Origin of the sequence: Providencia burhodogranariea DSM 19968 (assembly GCF_000314855.2) — a bacterium.
In the GTDB taxonomy this organism is placed as follows: domain Bacteria; phylum Pseudomonadota; class Gammaproteobacteria; order Enterobacterales; family Enterobacteriaceae; genus Providencia; species Providencia burhodogranariea.
The window spans coordinates 2,291,881-2,305,424 of the sequence record NZ_KB233222.1 but is presented as its reverse complement, the minus strand read 5'-3'; the positions used below and the strand labels follow the sequence as shown (position 1 = coordinate 2,305,424).

The window sequence follows — 13,544 nt, the reverse complement described above, 5'->3', positions numbered from 1 at the left end:
CCTGAGGAGCATAGAAAACTATGCGACTCGGGTAGCTGAGTGAAGTCAACAATGATACAGCTTGAAGTATGACGGGTAATTAAGGGACGGGTACAGCCTCTCCCTTATAATTATCCAAAATAAACTTTTTGGTTTCTGGCGTTTTTAATGCCACCATTAATTTAGCAATTCGAGGGTCATCTTTATTATCTTCACGAACCACAACAACGTTAGCAAATTTACCGTTAGCAGCAGGTTCAGTGAAAATAACATCGTTGGTCAAATCTAATCCGGCATTAACGGCAAAATGGCCATCGATTGTTGCGACATCAGCTTCGCCATTCTTATAAATCTGCGGCATCAACGGTGCATCATAATTAAATAAAAATTGTAGATGACGTGGATTTTCAACTATATCATCAATAGTTGAATCATCAGGGTCAATACCACTACGAAGTTTGATTAAGCCTTGATCTTGATACAGTTTTAAAATATGGCCATGTTGTGCAATATTATTACTGCTCATTATTTTTGCGCCATCAGGCAACTCTTGCAAATTCTTATATTTTTGTGAAAAGAAACGATACGGATGCATATGAACAGCACCAGCAGAAACTAATTTCCAATCAGGATGGTCGGCAAGTGTTTTATTTAAATAAGGTACATGTTGAAAATAGTTTGCGTCTAATTCTTTTTCCGCCAATGCTTGATTGGGAATAATATAATCATTAAACACACGAATATCTAAATCAATTCCTTCTTTCGCTAATTGTGGTTTAACAAATTCGAGAATTTCTGCATGTGGTGTACTCGAAGCACCAATAATTAAGGTGTTTTTCTTTTCATCATCATTAGGTTTACATGCTGCTAGCGCTAAACTTACGCAAAGCAATGTTCCCAGACGTTTAAATGTAGTCAGTACCATCGTTATATTTCCTTTTAGGTATATTTATAATTAATAAAAAGTGAATGTCGTTGCCAAATTTGATTAACGTTTATCAATCCACCGAACGAGGGTGTCTCCCACAACCTGAATACATAAAACAATCACTAAAATAACCAGTGTTGCGGCCCAAACAACATCCATATGACTACGTTGAAACCCCTCTAAATAGGCAAGGTTGCCTAAACCACCCGCGCCAATTGCACCGGCAATTGCCGTACCACCAACTAAAGAAATTAATGTTACGGTTAAACCTGAAATTAATGCTGGCGATGACTCTGGGATCAATACCCTAAAAATCAATGTATGAAGTTTTGCTCCCATTGATTGGCTAGCTTCAATTACCCCTCTATCAACTTCTCGTAATGCAAGTTCGACTAGACGGGCATAAAACGCGCTAGCAGATATCACCAAAGCAGGTAGCGCTGCATTTACACCTAAAATTGTTCCAATTAACCATTTTGTAAATGGAAATAATAGAATGATTAAAATAATAAAAGGTACGGCACGAAAAATATTAACGATAAAAGACAATGTTCGATAAACCGAGAGGTTTTCTTTTCCGCCATCTTTAGCCGTTAAAAATAAAAAAACGCCTAAAAAAATACCTAAAAGGCAGGATAGTGCGCCAGATACAAATGTCATATACAACGTACTGATTGTTTCGATACCAAGAACATTTAACTTGAGATAAGGTAAGTACTGACTTATCCATTGTTGTGCATCATCCATGTTTAAATTACCTCAGCGACAATATTTCTTTTATTTTTTAGATAATCAATTATTTCATTCGTTTTTTTAGTTTCTGGTGATAATTGAAAGTAAAAAAAACCATTTCCTTTATTGAATGTTCCTTTTAATAATTTAATCGGCTCATTAAATTCAGAGATAATGTCATACAGTAAATAATCACTATTTTTGTCATTATCTAAAATCACTCGAATAATTGGGCCTTGTGATGATACATTTTGCAAATCATCTTGGGTGTCAGTCACAATTTCACTTTGCGATAAAAATTGCCGTGTAATTGTATGTTGAGGGTTATGAAATACAGATGAAACGACACCTTCTTCTACAATTTTTCCTTTATCGATAACCGCTACTTTATGACAAATACTTTTTACAACCTGCATCTCATGGGTAATTAAAACAATCGTGATATTAAGTTCACGATTAATTTTGGCTAATAAAGATAAAATATTTTGTGTTGTTTTAGGATCAAGTGCTGATGTTGCTTCATCACATAATAAAACATCGGGATTATTTGCCAGAGCACGGGCAATACCAACACGTTGCTTTTGCCCTCCACTGAGCATTGATGGATATTCATCTGCTTTATCCGTTAAATCCACTAATGCCATTAATTCTTCTACGCGTGCTTTGCGTTTCTTTTTATCAAAACCTGAAATCTGTAGTGGGAATTCAATATTTTCTCTCACAGTTCTTGACCACAGTAAATTAAAGTGTTGAAAAATCATTCCAATAGATTGGCGGATTTTTAAAATCGATTTTTCATCACTACGAGTAATATTGTGTTTACCTACGATGACTTCACCATCAGACGTTTTTTCAAGTCGATTAAATAAGCGAATTAAACTACTTTTTCCCGCGCCACTATAACCAATGATGCCGAAAATTTCACCAGCAGATATAGTGAGGTTAATATTATCAACTGCAACGGTTTGCTTTTTTCCTCGGTGATATATTTTGCTGACATTTTTTAGGGTTATCACGATATTCTGTTGCCTCTTGTGTACAAAAAAACATCATCAACTGTGCGTTTGGGTGTTTGGACGTCTAAACGTTTGAATGGCTAAATTAGTATGAAGTGTGACGAATGTCAAGCTTGTAATAAGATTGAGATATGCTGAGTTAGAACCAAAAAATCTATAGTCATCACCGGATATTTAGCTTAATGAAGAGACTTAGTGTAAATTGTTGGATTATATTTCGAATTAACCATTAAAATAGTTAAATTATTTGAGCTGAGGTTATGATTATAATGGACATTAATTATCCATGTATATGTTGTGGCTATTTAAGCCGCACTGAACTAAGTCAAGGTGATTATGACATTTGTCCGATCTGTTTTTGGGAGGATGATCCATTACAAAATGAAGAAGACCTTGATTATTCAGGTGGGGCTAATGCGGTATCATTAAAACAAGCTCGTATCAATTTTAAAAAATTTAAGGCAATAGAAAAGCGTTTTATTAAAAATGTCCGAGAGCCATTAAGTCATGAAATTCCATAAATAAAGAAAGAGTAGCCACAATGAAAGTTCAACAAAGTTGGACTTTCAAAGTAGCTATGCAGTTATCGCTTAGGCCTAATCAAGGTAAGTAAGTTCTTGCTGCTGGCAACCTAATGCTTTCAAGGTATTTTCGGTCATACACCATTGCTTAACGATAGCATTTTGTTTTTCAACCAGCACCGCTTGCTCAATAGAGCGCATATCTTTACCGGCTAAGTTCACCATAATCAATGCAGCTTGCAGCGGGGGTAAGCTTGGGTTGAATGCAGCATTTTCAGCATAGCGGCCTGTAAACAACGAGCCATCTTTTAATTGTAGTGCAATACCTGAGTGCGACAGGCTATAAGGTGCATGTGATTGATTAGCGGCTTCAATCGCAGCATATAGTAGTCTATTACGGCTAGGGGTTGTATAGCCATGGTCTACTGTATCCATTAGCAACGTAGTGATATCTAAATCAATAGGGCCAAATGAATCAGGTAAATAATCATGTAGAGTTGCTGGCTGGCGTTCAGGTAAGTGGATAGCAATTTCGCCACCACCACGTAATTCGTTCATAAACTGGCGACAATGACCACATGGCGTGTAGTTTACGGTAACAGATAGCAGTTGTTTTTCACCTTTTAACCAAGCATGGGTAACCGCACATTGTTCAGCATGAATAGTTTGGCCAATTGCGACTTGACTGAACTCCATGTTGGCACCGAAATAGATATTACCGCTAATACCACGAGCAATTGCACCAACATTAAAGTGGGAGATTGGTGTGACGGCATAAGCAGCTGCGAATGGTAGCAATAAAAATGCGAGTTCACTGTCACTGTAATTACAGTTGGTTTTAATCTGGTCAACTTGTTCTGCACTCAGCATCGCCGGAAAATCTGGCTTATCAATAATAGGTTTGAGTGCGATTTGTAACTTTTCTGGAAGTTGAGACCAGGCTGACTTAAATCTTGAATGCATGGGTTACCCTCGCTAATGACTGATTTATACCCGTCATACTTCAAGCTATATCATTGTTGACTTCATTTAGCTACCCGGGTCACATCGTTTTCTATGTTCCTCGGGATGGCTTGGCTTGTCACCTCGATACAACTCGAATTATTTAGGGTAACGACCTCAATTCGATGCATGTTTAAAAATGTCATACTTCAAGTTACAGTTTTGTTGACTACGCTCATTTGCACTCGTCACATAGTTATCTATGCTCCTAGTAACTCATTCTTTTGTCGCCTAGCTGCAACTCAATTTATTTAGAGTATATTCTATGCAATAAACCACCTTCTCATGTGTGACTCAAATCACTATTTTAATGAAAGAATATGAAACAAATATTATAAATGAGAGATGTATCTCAAGTTTTTAGGGCGTTCACCTTATTCGATATGCTTCAACTTTCTGTTTACTCTGTATTTGAGTTACGCCAATTAGCCGAATTATGGTGTTATTTTGGTTTTAAGGATTGTGTCTGTAATTTAAGGCTCTTTTTTTGAATAAAAGAGCCTTCAGGCTTTGATCTAATAAGGTTAGTATAATAATGAGCTAACCGACATGTTAAAAGAACTCAAAGAAATCCAAGTTAATATGGCTTATCGCTGGTGTTTTCCAGTACATTTTTGACCAATCTGAGAGAGGCCGATGAGCCTCTCTTACCATTGATTTTAACCGAAAAGATGAAGTATGACGGGAAAGATAAACGGAGCGAGTAGAGAAGTAATGATCCCGCAAGTCATTAGCGCAAGAGAACTATAAGCACCTTCAATATAATTAATCTCTGCACAACGCGCAGTGCCGAGTGCATGAGAAGCCGTTCCCATGGCGAGCCCACGTGAAGCATGGGTGCGGATGCGCAGAATATCAAATAACGAATGACCAAACATAGCACCTAACATTCCAACAAAAATCACGCAGGCAGCACTAATCGCCGGGATCCCACCAATTGAATCAGCAACAGCCATTGCAATAGGTGTGGTTACTGATTTTGGTAATATTGAGGCTGCAATATCTGGGGTAGCACCCAACCATAAAGCGATTGCAGTACCTGTAAACATTGCGACTAAGCTGCCCGCTAAACAGATACTTAACAAAGATTTCCATTGAGCTCGGATTTGGTGCATTTGTTCGTAAAGTGGAAATGCTAAAGCAACAACTGCGGGCTGAAGAAGATCATTAAGAATTTTACTGCCCGCAAAATAGTGTTCATAAGGGGTATTGGTAAAAATCAATAGTGGCACAATAATGGCAATAGCGACCAATAATGGATTTAAAAGTGGCAGCTTTAATTTAACTGATAATAATCTTGCGATATAAAACACAATAATCGTTAATGGTAAAGACCACCAAATATGTTCTAACATTTGCCATTCCCCTCATTATTATCATTATTAATATCAGTAGGCACATTAATATTTTCTTCAGGGGGAAGGGAAACCTCATCAGGTTTGACACCTACGATCTGACGCTCTTTATGAATATAGTTAGAGCTGAAAGCAACAACTAACATCACAACAAGTGTACTAATAAAACAAGAAAGCAGAATGGGAACGAGTTGCTGACTCAATTGGCTGTAGTAATTCATGATACCAATACCAATTGGAACAAAAAGTAGTGTCATATTTTTTAAAAGCAGAGAGCAACCGGGTTTTGCCCAATGAGCAGGGACGATCTGTAAGGCTAATAATGTAAACAGTATTAACATGCCGATGATGCTGCCAGGAACGGCAAATGGAAGTATTGCTGATAGCAGGTTACCAATAATAAGGCAGAGATAAAGTAACGCAAACGCGCGTAAATACTGCCATCCGGTTATCAGCACATGTTTTAATGACATGAGGCTTGTCCTATTACGCTAAGTGCATTCATCATACAATTAACTTGATTATTGTGCTACAGCTCACAGTTAAAAGGGAATAAAAAAAGCGGAGAATGATAAATTCTCCGCTTTTCGCTTAATAATTAACTCTATCCCTTATGGGTTTCGTTATTTTATTTCACTTGCATGCCCGGTTGTGCGTCATTATCAGGGCTGAGCAGATAGATATCTTTACCACCAGGGCCTGCGGCCATCACCATACCTTCTGATAAACCAAAACGCATTTTACGTGGTGCTAGGTTTGCAACCATAACAGTCAAACGACCTTCCAGTGCTTTTGGATCAGGATACGCGCTGCGAATACCTGAGAAGACTTGGCGAGTTTCTCCACCAATATCTAATTGTAGTTTCAGCAGTTTGTCAGAACCTTCAACAAAATCGGCTTGTTTGATTAGTGCGATACGCAGATCAATTTTCGAAAAATCATCAAAACTGATAGTTTCCTGAATTGGGTTATCAGCAAGTGGACCGATTAACAATTTTGTTGGCTTGATACTTTCTTTAGAAGCTTCAACCATTGCCTCGACTTTGGTCATTTCAATACGAGTAAATAACGCTTTGAATGGTGCAACCTCATGACTGATTAATGGGGCTGTGAGTGAATCCCATGTTAACTCAATATTGAGGAATGCTTCAGCACGCTTTGTCAGGCTCGGTAGAACTGGTTTCAAATAGGTCATCAATACACGGAATAGATTGATACCCATTGAGCAAATATCTTGCAGTTCTTGATCTTTATCTTCTTGCTTAGCGACAACCCATGGCGCTTTTTCATCGACATAACGGTTAGCAATATCTGCTAACGCCATTATTTCGCGAATTGCTTTACCATATTCACGATTTGAGTAAGCATCACCAATCGATTGTGCTGCATCAGTAAATTGCTGATATAGAACAGGATCAGCGAGTTTATCTGATAATTTACCGCCAAAACGTTTAGCAATAAAACCTGCATTACGTGATGCCAAGTTAACCACTTTGTTAACTATATCGCTGTTCACACGCTGAACGAAGTCTTCTAAGTTCAGGTCGATATCATCGATACGTGATGAAAGCTTAGCGGCGTAATAGTAACGCAGACAATCAGCATCAAGGTGGTCAAGGTAAGAGCGTGCAGTGATAAATGTGCCACGCGATTTGGACATTTTTGCGCCGTTAACTGTGACATAACCATGCACAAACAGGTTAGTTGGCTTACGGTATTCACTACCTTCAAGCATGGCTGGCCAGAACAGGCTATGGAAATAAACGATATCTTTACCGATAAAGTGATAAAGGTCGGTTTTTGAGTTTTTATTCCAGAACTCATCAAAGTCTAGGTTACCGCGCTTGTCGCACAGATTTTTGAATGAGCTCATATAGCCAATTGGCGCATCTAGCCAAACATAGAAGTATTTACCCGGTGCGTCTGGGATTTCAAAACCAAAGTAAGGCGCGTCACGGGTGATATCCCACTGTTGTAAACCAGAGTCGAACCACTCTTGCATTTTATTGGCGACTTGCTCTTGCAGTGCTCCTGAGCGTATCCATGCTTGTAACATGTCACTGAATGCTGGCAAATCAAAGAAGAAGTGTTCAGTTTCACGTAATTCAGGTGTCGCACCAGAAACGACAGAACGTGGGTTTATCAGCTCGGTTGGGCTATAGGTTGCGCCACATACCTCGCAGTTATCGCCATACTGATCTTCGGCTTTACAGGTTGGGCAAGTACCTTTAACAAAGCGATCAGGAAGAAACATTCCTTTTTCAGGATCATACAGCTGTGAAATGGTGCGGTTTTTGATAAAACCGTTTTTCTTTAATGCACCATAAATATTTTCTGATAGCTGTTTGCTTTCTTCACTGTGTGTGGAGTGATAGTTGTCGTAACTGATAGCAAAGCCAGCAAAATCATTCTGATGCTCTTGGTTCATTGAGGCAATCATATCTTCAGGAGAAACACCTAATTGCTGAGCTTTCAGCATGATTGGTGTCCCGTGTGCATCATCTGCACAGATAAAATGAACCTCTTTGCCGCGCATTCGCTGATAACGGACCCAAATATCAGCCTGAATGTGCTCCAGAATATGACCGAGATGGATTGAACCGTTAGCATAGGGTAACGCACAAGTTACCAGTAATTTATTCGCGACTTGAGACATAGTAATGATCTTACTTCCATTATTTGAATAGGGACTTTGATGTTAACCTATCAAATCTTTCGCTGCTAGGGTAATAACGGATTATTTAGGATTTACTCGGTGTACTTCAAATTGTTTCATGTAAATGACTAATATATTGCGATCTTAATTATCTAAATAAGATACTTATTAATATTCAATAAGCTAGCGGTACAGATTAGTGACTAGTCATTAGAATTTTTAAGGGTTACTGGCTAGACTTGAAATTGTTTCATGTGCATTGTGACTACAGGATTACAATTCGTTTTATGAGACTTAGGGATCTCTAAGTGAAAAAAACTTTACCCATCGTTGTATTTCGTTTGTAAGGCGGTCACTATTTTTTATCATCTCTGCTATGATGAATGACAGTCAAAGAATCATAGTTAAAAATATAAAATAAAGGAGCTGGGATGAGCGATAAATCCCCCGAGCAGAACAATCCAGAACTGCTGACTGAAAAAGTCTCCACTGTTTTGGCTTCATTTACACACCCAACACTGAAACGTAATCTGATATCTATCAAAGCATTACACCACTGTGCAGTATTGGATAATGTGTTGCATGTCGAATTAGTGATGCCATTTGTCTGGAAAGGGCCTTTTCAGGTTCTAATTAGCGAAAAAACCGCAGAATTAAAAAAACTGACGGGTACACATGCAGTTGAGTGGAAATTGCGTCATGAAGTCACAACGCTAAAACGTGCGAATGATTTACCTGGTATTAATGGTGTTCGTAATATTTTAGCAGTGAGTTCAGGTAAAGGTGGTGTGGGTAAATCCAGTACTTCTGTAAACTTAGCACTGGCATTGGCTCAAGAAGGTGCGAAAGTTGGTATTCTTGATGCGGATATTTACGGGCCATCTATCCCAAATATGTTAGGCACGACTCTTGAGAGACCAAGTTCACCTGATGGTCAGCACATGGCACCAATCATGGCTTATGGTCTAGCGACCAACTCAATTGGTTATTTAGTCACTGATGATAATGCCATGGTTTGGCGCGGGCCAATGGCAAGCAAGGCATTAATGCAGATGTTACAAGACACGCTATGGCCTGATCTTGATTATTTGGTTATCGATATGCCACCGGGAACGGGTGATATTCAGCTGACATTATCACAAAACATTCCGGTTACTGGCGCTATCGTCGTAACGACACCGCAAGATATTGCACTGGTGGATGCGATGAAAGGGATTGTCATGTTTAAGAAAGTGAATGTGCCAGTTCTGGGTGTTGTAGAAAACATGAGTGCACATATCTGTAGTAATTGTGGTCATGTAGAGCCTATTTTTGGCACCGGCGGTGCGGAAAAACTGGCGGAGAAATACAATACTAAATTGTTGGGGCAGGTTCCCCTGCATATCTCTTTACGTGAAGACCTTGACCGTGGTCAGCCTACCGTAATGCGTGATCCAGAAGGTGAATTTGCTGATATTTACCGTGAAATTGCTTCAACTATCTCGTCATTAATGTATTGGGAAGGCGATAAAATCCCAACTGAGATTTCTTTCCGAGCAGTATAAAAATTAGTTTTAAAAGGGTCTATTCTATTTAGATAAAATAGGCCCTTACTTTTCAATGTGTTAATAAAAATCTAAGTTAATAAAATATTTCGTTAATTAAATGTATCATCAATAAAATACTTATTTATTGGATCCTCTTCCACTTTTCTGATTTATTCTTTGGTTGTTTCTTTATTTCATTGCAGTAGCGTAGAATATGATAATAAGTTTACTAATAAATACCTGCTGTCTTAGGTATTAATATTACATTTTTTTCCTATGGCAGATGCCTAAAAGGTGATTATGAAATTTTTAATTTTTATTGTCGTATTAGTAGTGATTGTTATTTACTTCTATAACCGTATTGTCGCAATGCGCGAGGCTGTTATATCGAGTGAAACTGAAATTTCCGTACAATTAGACCGCCGTGGAAAAGTATTTGATAGCTTGCTTGCGACCGTCAAAAAATATTTAAGTCACGAAAGTGAAGTTTTTAGCAAAATTACCGAACTAAGAACTCAAGCTCAAACTGCGACGGGTTCACAAGCACGCGAGGCTGAAGACGCGTTATCAAAAATGGTAACTAGCGGAGCAATCAATGTTGCAGTAGAAGCTTATCCGGAGCTTAAATCAGACGCCATCATGGCTAACCTACAAGAAGAAATAGTCTCTTCTGAAAATAAGCTATCATTTGCTAAACGTGGCTATAATCGCGCACTTGAAACGTATAAAGCGTATATCGCATCAATGCCAGCGGTATTTATTGTCGGTATTATTCCTAGTCTTAAAATTGATAAGGACTATTGGCGCCTTGATGAAGATACCATCAAGAGTGAAGAAGCTCGCCGCATCAATTTTGATTAGAAATCATTAACGATAATATTTATCAGGGTAAGGTATATGCCCTGATAAATATGCATAGCATGTGCAGGTTATTTTATGGATTTTAGAGACGTTATACGCAAAAACAATATTCGTACTCGGTTAGTCATCGCGAGCTATATCTTTATTATGCTGATTGTTGGGTTGTTAGCTGACACGGCAACCCATCCGAATGAGCGAATTGATTTTTTAGGAAATATCATTGCATTTGTGACTTTTGAACAATTACCTGTCGCAACATTAATTGTTTTAGGCTTAACTTTTCTGGGATTGATTTATATTCATTTTCGCGGTCATAAAATGATGTTAGCTGGCATGAATGCAAAGGAAATTACGGCTGAAAATGCGAGTACGTCAGAAGAAAGACAGCTTTACAATATTTTAGAAGAGCTAAGCTTAAGTGCCACATTACGCTATGTTCCACATTTATATATCTTGGATAGTGATGAGCCGAATGCTTTTGCAGCAGGGTGGACATCAAAAAATGCATTGGTTGGTGTCACTCGAGGGTTGTTGCAAACGCTCAACCGCCAAGAAATACAAGCGGTCCTAGCACATGAGGTAGGGCATATTATTCATGGTGATTCAAAGTTGACTCTTTATGTTGGGATTTTGGCAAATGTGATTTTGACGATCACCAATATATTTAGTCAGATATTTATTCGTACTTCAAGCCGCGGTCGCAATAATACGGCCAATAAAGCGCAAATTATTTTGTTAGTGTTGAATTTTGTTTTGCCATGGATAACACAAATTCTCTATTTTTACCTATCGCGTACGCGAGAATATATGGCTGATGCAGCAGCTGTCGATTTAACGACGGATAACCAAGCGATGATCAGCGCATTAAAAAAGATCTCGGGTAAGCATGAGACTAACGAATATGACCATTCGAGTACAGGTGATGCATATCGACGTGCCGCCTATATCTTTAATAAAGGTGATTCGATGTTTTCAACTCACCCATCTATCGAGAATCGTATTGCTGCTTTAGAAGGACGTAAGCATTTTAATTAATGGGCTATCTTGCAACTTGCTGGCATATACACAAATAGTTTAAGTTGCATATAGGCAACACTCATGGAACTCGAATTATTGTAAGTCTCATCGAATTAAGCATCTATTCGTAATATGAATTGTTTAAGAAATAAAATCGCTGATCTTGCGGTCAGTATTATTAACTTTTGATGCATTTTTTTATGACTTTGCTTTGTGAAGCTGGAACCTCAGGTCATTACCTTCTATAATTCCCGCCAACCATAATAATATGGATGTATAACCGGCATACTTCAATTTGTATCTGTATTGACGGTACTCAGCTATCTGAATCATCCTGAATAACATAGCTATCTATGCGTTCAGGTCTTTGTTCTAAGGAATAGTGTCACTTGTCGACTACATGTACCTTGAATTATTTAGGTTATAAGCATTTCATTTCGGATTTATTCAACCAGGTTATCATTTTATGACTGACATAGCGCATCACTGTACCATTGTAGGTATTGCAGGAGCATCTGCATCCGGTAAAAGCCTTATTGCAAGTACCTTATATCGCGAATTAAGGGAAAAGGTTGGTGATCATAATATCGGTGTTATACCGGAAGATTGTTACTACAAAGACCAAGCAGATATACCGATGGAAGAACGGTTTAAAGTCAATTATGACCATCCCAATTCCATGGATCATAGCCTCCTTTATGAACACCTCAAAATGCTAAAAAGTGGTCAATCTGTAGAAATTCCTCAGTACGACTATGTTGCTCATACCCGCAAAGAAAAAGCCATTCATTTCAAGCCTAAAAAAGTAATTATTATTGAAGGTATTTTATTACTGACAGATAAACATTTGCGTGAAGAAATGGATTTTTCGATCTTTGTTGATACTCCTCTTGATATTTGCTTGATGCGACGGATAAAACGTGATGTAAATGAGAGAGGTAGAACACTAGACTCGGTTATTGAGCAATATAATAAAACCGTTCGGCCTATGTTCTTACAATTTATTGAGCCGTCGAAGCAGTATGCCGATATTATTGTTCCTCGCGGTGGTAAAAATCGCGTCGCCATTGATGTCTTAAAAGCGAAAATCGGCGAATTTTGCCAAGACTAACTGAAATTAGGTTCTTTGGTGATAAAAATTAATTAAAGGGGATACAATCATGCGTCTTTGTGACCGCGATATCATTCAATGGATGGATGATGGTAAATTAGTGATTAATCCACGTCCACCGATTGAACGGATCAATGGAGCAACAGCAGATGTACGTCTGGGAAACCAATTTCGAGTTTTTCGTGGACATACAGCAGCATTTATTGATCTAAGTGGCCCAAAAGATGAAGTAAATGCAGCATTAGACCGTGTAATGAGTGACGAAATTGTTCTCAAAGACGACGAACCTTTTTTTCTTCATCCAGGTGAATTAGCCCTTGCCGTTACTCTGGAATCAGTCACTCTGCCGGATAACCTTGTAGGTTGGCTAGATGGTCGTTCATCATTAGCTCGATTAGGGTTAATGGTGCATGTGACGGCTCATCGAATTGATCCCGGTTGGTGTGGGCAAATTGTGTTAGAGTTTTATAATTCAGGTAAATTGCCGCTAGCTCTGCGTCCGGGAATGGTGATTGGAGCGTTAAGTTTTGAGCCATTGTCTGGTAGCGCAGATCGCCCATATAACAGTCGGCAAGATGCGAAATATAAAAATCAGCACGGTGCAGTAGGTAGCCGTATCAGTGAAGACTGATAGGTTACAATTAAAATAATTCAAGTTGCATTTTGATGAAAAACGAAGCTATTCCGAGTAGCATAGACAACGTAGTGGCTCGGATAGCTGGTTTCACCTGCATACGCTTGTAAGTGGCAATTTAAATTATGATGGATAAATAAGTATTGCGGAGATCATCCTAGGGGCTATTGTTCTTTTAAGAACAATATTATTTGAATTAAAAGTTT

At 38.4% G+C, this 13,544-nt stretch carries 13 protein-coding genes; 6 read left to right on the top strand and 7 right to left on the bottom strand.

Features of this window, described 5'->3' with window-relative positions; translation table 11 throughout:
* Positions 1–79 precede the first annotated feature (79 nt).
* The 3 genes from OOA_RS09810 to OOA_RS09800 all read right to left on the bottom strand — a co-directional run bounded on the left by OOA_RS09810 (position 80) and on the right by OOA_RS09800 (position 2,655).
* Positions 80–904 carry a MetQ/NlpA family ABC transporter substrate-binding protein gene (locus OOA_RS09810; protein WP_008911997.1) on the bottom strand — a complete coding sequence of 275 codons (825 nt, stop codon included), beginning with the start codon at positions 902–904 and terminating at the stop codon, positions 80–82.
* Positions 905–967: 63 nt separating this feature from the next.
* Positions 968–1,654 (bottom strand): methionine ABC transporter permease, encoded by a 687-nt coding sequence (locus OOA_RS09805; protein WP_008911996.1) that lies wholly within the window; start codon positions 1,652–1,654, stop codon positions 968–970.
* A gap of 2 nt (positions 1,655–1,656) precedes the next feature.
* The gene (locus OOA_RS09800; protein WP_008911995.1) at positions 1,657–2,655 is read right to left on the bottom strand and encodes a methionine ABC transporter ATP-binding protein; all 999 of its coding nucleotides are present in this window, start codon (positions 2,653–2,655) and stop codon (positions 1,657–1,659) included.
* Between the two features lie 269 nt (positions 2,656–2,924).
* Here OOA_RS09800 and OOA_RS09795 point away from each other — a divergent pair, with 269 nt between their 5' ends.
* Positions 2,925–3,176, top strand: a complete 252-nt coding sequence (locus tag OOA_RS09795; RefSeq protein WP_008911994.1) for a CPCC family cysteine-rich protein — start codon at positions 2,925–2,927, stop codon at positions 3,174–3,176.
* Positions 3,177–3,251: 75 nt separating this feature from the next.
* Here the strand turns inward: OOA_RS09795 and cdd are convergent, their stop codons facing one another.
* The 4 genes from cdd to metG all read right to left on the bottom strand — a co-directional run bounded on the left by cdd (position 3,252) and on the right by metG (position 8,189).
* Positions 3,252–4,139, bottom strand: coding sequence for a cytidine deaminase (gene cdd / locus OOA_RS09790; RefSeq protein ID WP_008911993.1), 888 nt, complete (start codon positions 4,137–4,139; stop codon positions 3,252–3,254).
* A gap of 698 nt (positions 4,140–4,837) precedes the next feature.
* Positions 4,838–5,533 carry a CidB/LrgB family autolysis modulator gene (locus OOA_RS09785; RefSeq protein WP_008911992.1) on the bottom strand — a complete coding sequence of 232 codons (696 nt, stop codon included), beginning with the start codon at positions 5,531–5,533 and terminating at the stop codon, positions 4,838–4,840.
* The gene (locus tag OOA_RS09780) at positions 5,527–6,006 is read right to left on the bottom strand and encodes a CidA/LrgA family protein (RefSeq protein WP_008911991.1); all 480 of its coding nucleotides are present in this window, start codon (positions 6,004–6,006) and stop codon (positions 5,527–5,529) included. The genes OOA_RS09785 and OOA_RS09780 overlap by 7 nt, the downstream gene beginning before the upstream one ends.
* Before the next feature lie 155 nt (positions 6,007–6,161).
* Entirely contained in the window at positions 6,162–8,189 is a 2,028-nt protein-coding gene (gene metG, locus OOA_RS09775; protein ID WP_008911990.1) for a methionine--tRNA ligase, read from the bottom strand.
* Between the two features lie 431 nt (positions 8,190–8,620).
* On the opposite strand from metG, the gene apbC reads away from it, so the two are divergent.
* The 5 genes from apbC to dcd all read left to right on the top strand — a co-directional run bounded on the left by apbC (position 8,621) and on the right by dcd (position 13,335).
* Complete coding sequence (gene apbC / locus OOA_RS09770; RefSeq protein WP_008911989.1) at positions 8,621–9,733, top strand: iron-sulfur cluster carrier protein ApbC; 1,113 nt, start codon at positions 8,621–8,623, stop codon at positions 9,731–9,733.
* 282 nt (positions 9,734–10,015) lie between these two features.
* Positions 10,016–10,576 carry a LemA family protein gene (locus OOA_RS09765; protein ID WP_008911988.1) on the top strand — a complete coding sequence of 187 codons (561 nt, stop codon included), beginning with the start codon at positions 10,016–10,018 and terminating at the stop codon, positions 10,574–10,576.
* A 75-nt stretch (positions 10,577–10,651) separates the two neighbouring features.
* Entirely contained in the window at positions 10,652–11,611 is a 960-nt protein-coding gene (gene htpX / locus OOA_RS09760; RefSeq protein WP_008911987.1) for a zinc metalloprotease HtpX, read from the top strand.
* Positions 11,612–12,059: 448 nt separating this feature from the next.
* The gene (udk, locus tag OOA_RS09755; protein ID WP_008911986.1) at positions 12,060–12,704 is read left to right on the top strand and encodes a uridine kinase; all 645 of its coding nucleotides are present in this window, start codon (positions 12,060–12,062) and stop codon (positions 12,702–12,704) included.
* Positions 12,705–12,753: 49 nt separating this feature from the next.
* Entirely contained in the window at positions 12,754–13,335 is a 582-nt protein-coding gene (gene dcd / locus OOA_RS09750; RefSeq protein WP_008911985.1) for a dCTP deaminase, read from the top strand.
* The last annotated feature ends 209 nt before the right edge of the window (positions 13,336–13,544 follow it).

Bases quoted from the DNA above. Each gene is read 5' to 3' on its own strand.
- OOA_RS09810 (WP_008911997.1), bottom strand. From the start codon at position 904: ATGGTACTGACTACATTTAAACGTCTGGGAACATTGCTTTGCGTAAGT.
- OOA_RS09805 (WP_008911996.1), bottom strand. From the start codon at position 1,654: ATGGATGATGCACAACAATGGATAAGTCAGTACTTACCTTATCTCAAG.
- OOA_RS09795 (WP_008911994.1), top strand. From the start codon at position 2,925: ATGGACATTAATTATCCATGTATATGTTGTGGCTATTTAAGCCGCACT.
- cdd (WP_008911993.1), bottom strand. From the start codon at position 4,139: ATGCATTCAAGATTTAAGTCAGCCTGGTCTCAACTTCCAGAAAAGTTA.
- OOA_RS09785 (WP_008911992.1), bottom strand. From the start codon at position 5,533: ATGTTAGAACATATTTGGTGGTCTTTACCATTAACGATTATTGTGTTT.
- OOA_RS09780 (WP_008911991.1), bottom strand. From the start codon at position 6,006: ATGTCATTAAAACATGTGCTGATAACCGGATGGCAGTATTTACGCGCG.
- metG (WP_008911990.1), bottom strand. From the start codon at position 8,189: ATGTCTCAAGTCGCGAATAAATTACTGGTAACTTGTGCGTTACCCTAT.
- apbC (WP_008911989.1), top strand. From the start codon at position 8,621: ATGAGCGATAAATCCCCCGAGCAGAACAATCCAGAACTGCTGACTGAA.
- OOA_RS09765 (WP_008911988.1), top strand. From the start codon at position 10,016: ATGAAATTTTTAATTTTTATTGTCGTATTAGTAGTGATTGTTATTTAC.
- htpX (WP_008911987.1), top strand. From the start codon at position 10,652: ATGGATTTTAGAGACGTTATACGCAAAAACAATATTCGTACTCGGTTA.
- udk (WP_008911986.1), top strand. From the start codon at position 12,060: ATGACTGACATAGCGCATCACTGTACCATTGTAGGTATTGCAGGAGCA.
- dcd (WP_008911985.1), top strand. From the start codon at position 12,754: ATGCGTCTTTGTGACCGCGATATCATTCAATGGATGGATGATGGTAAA.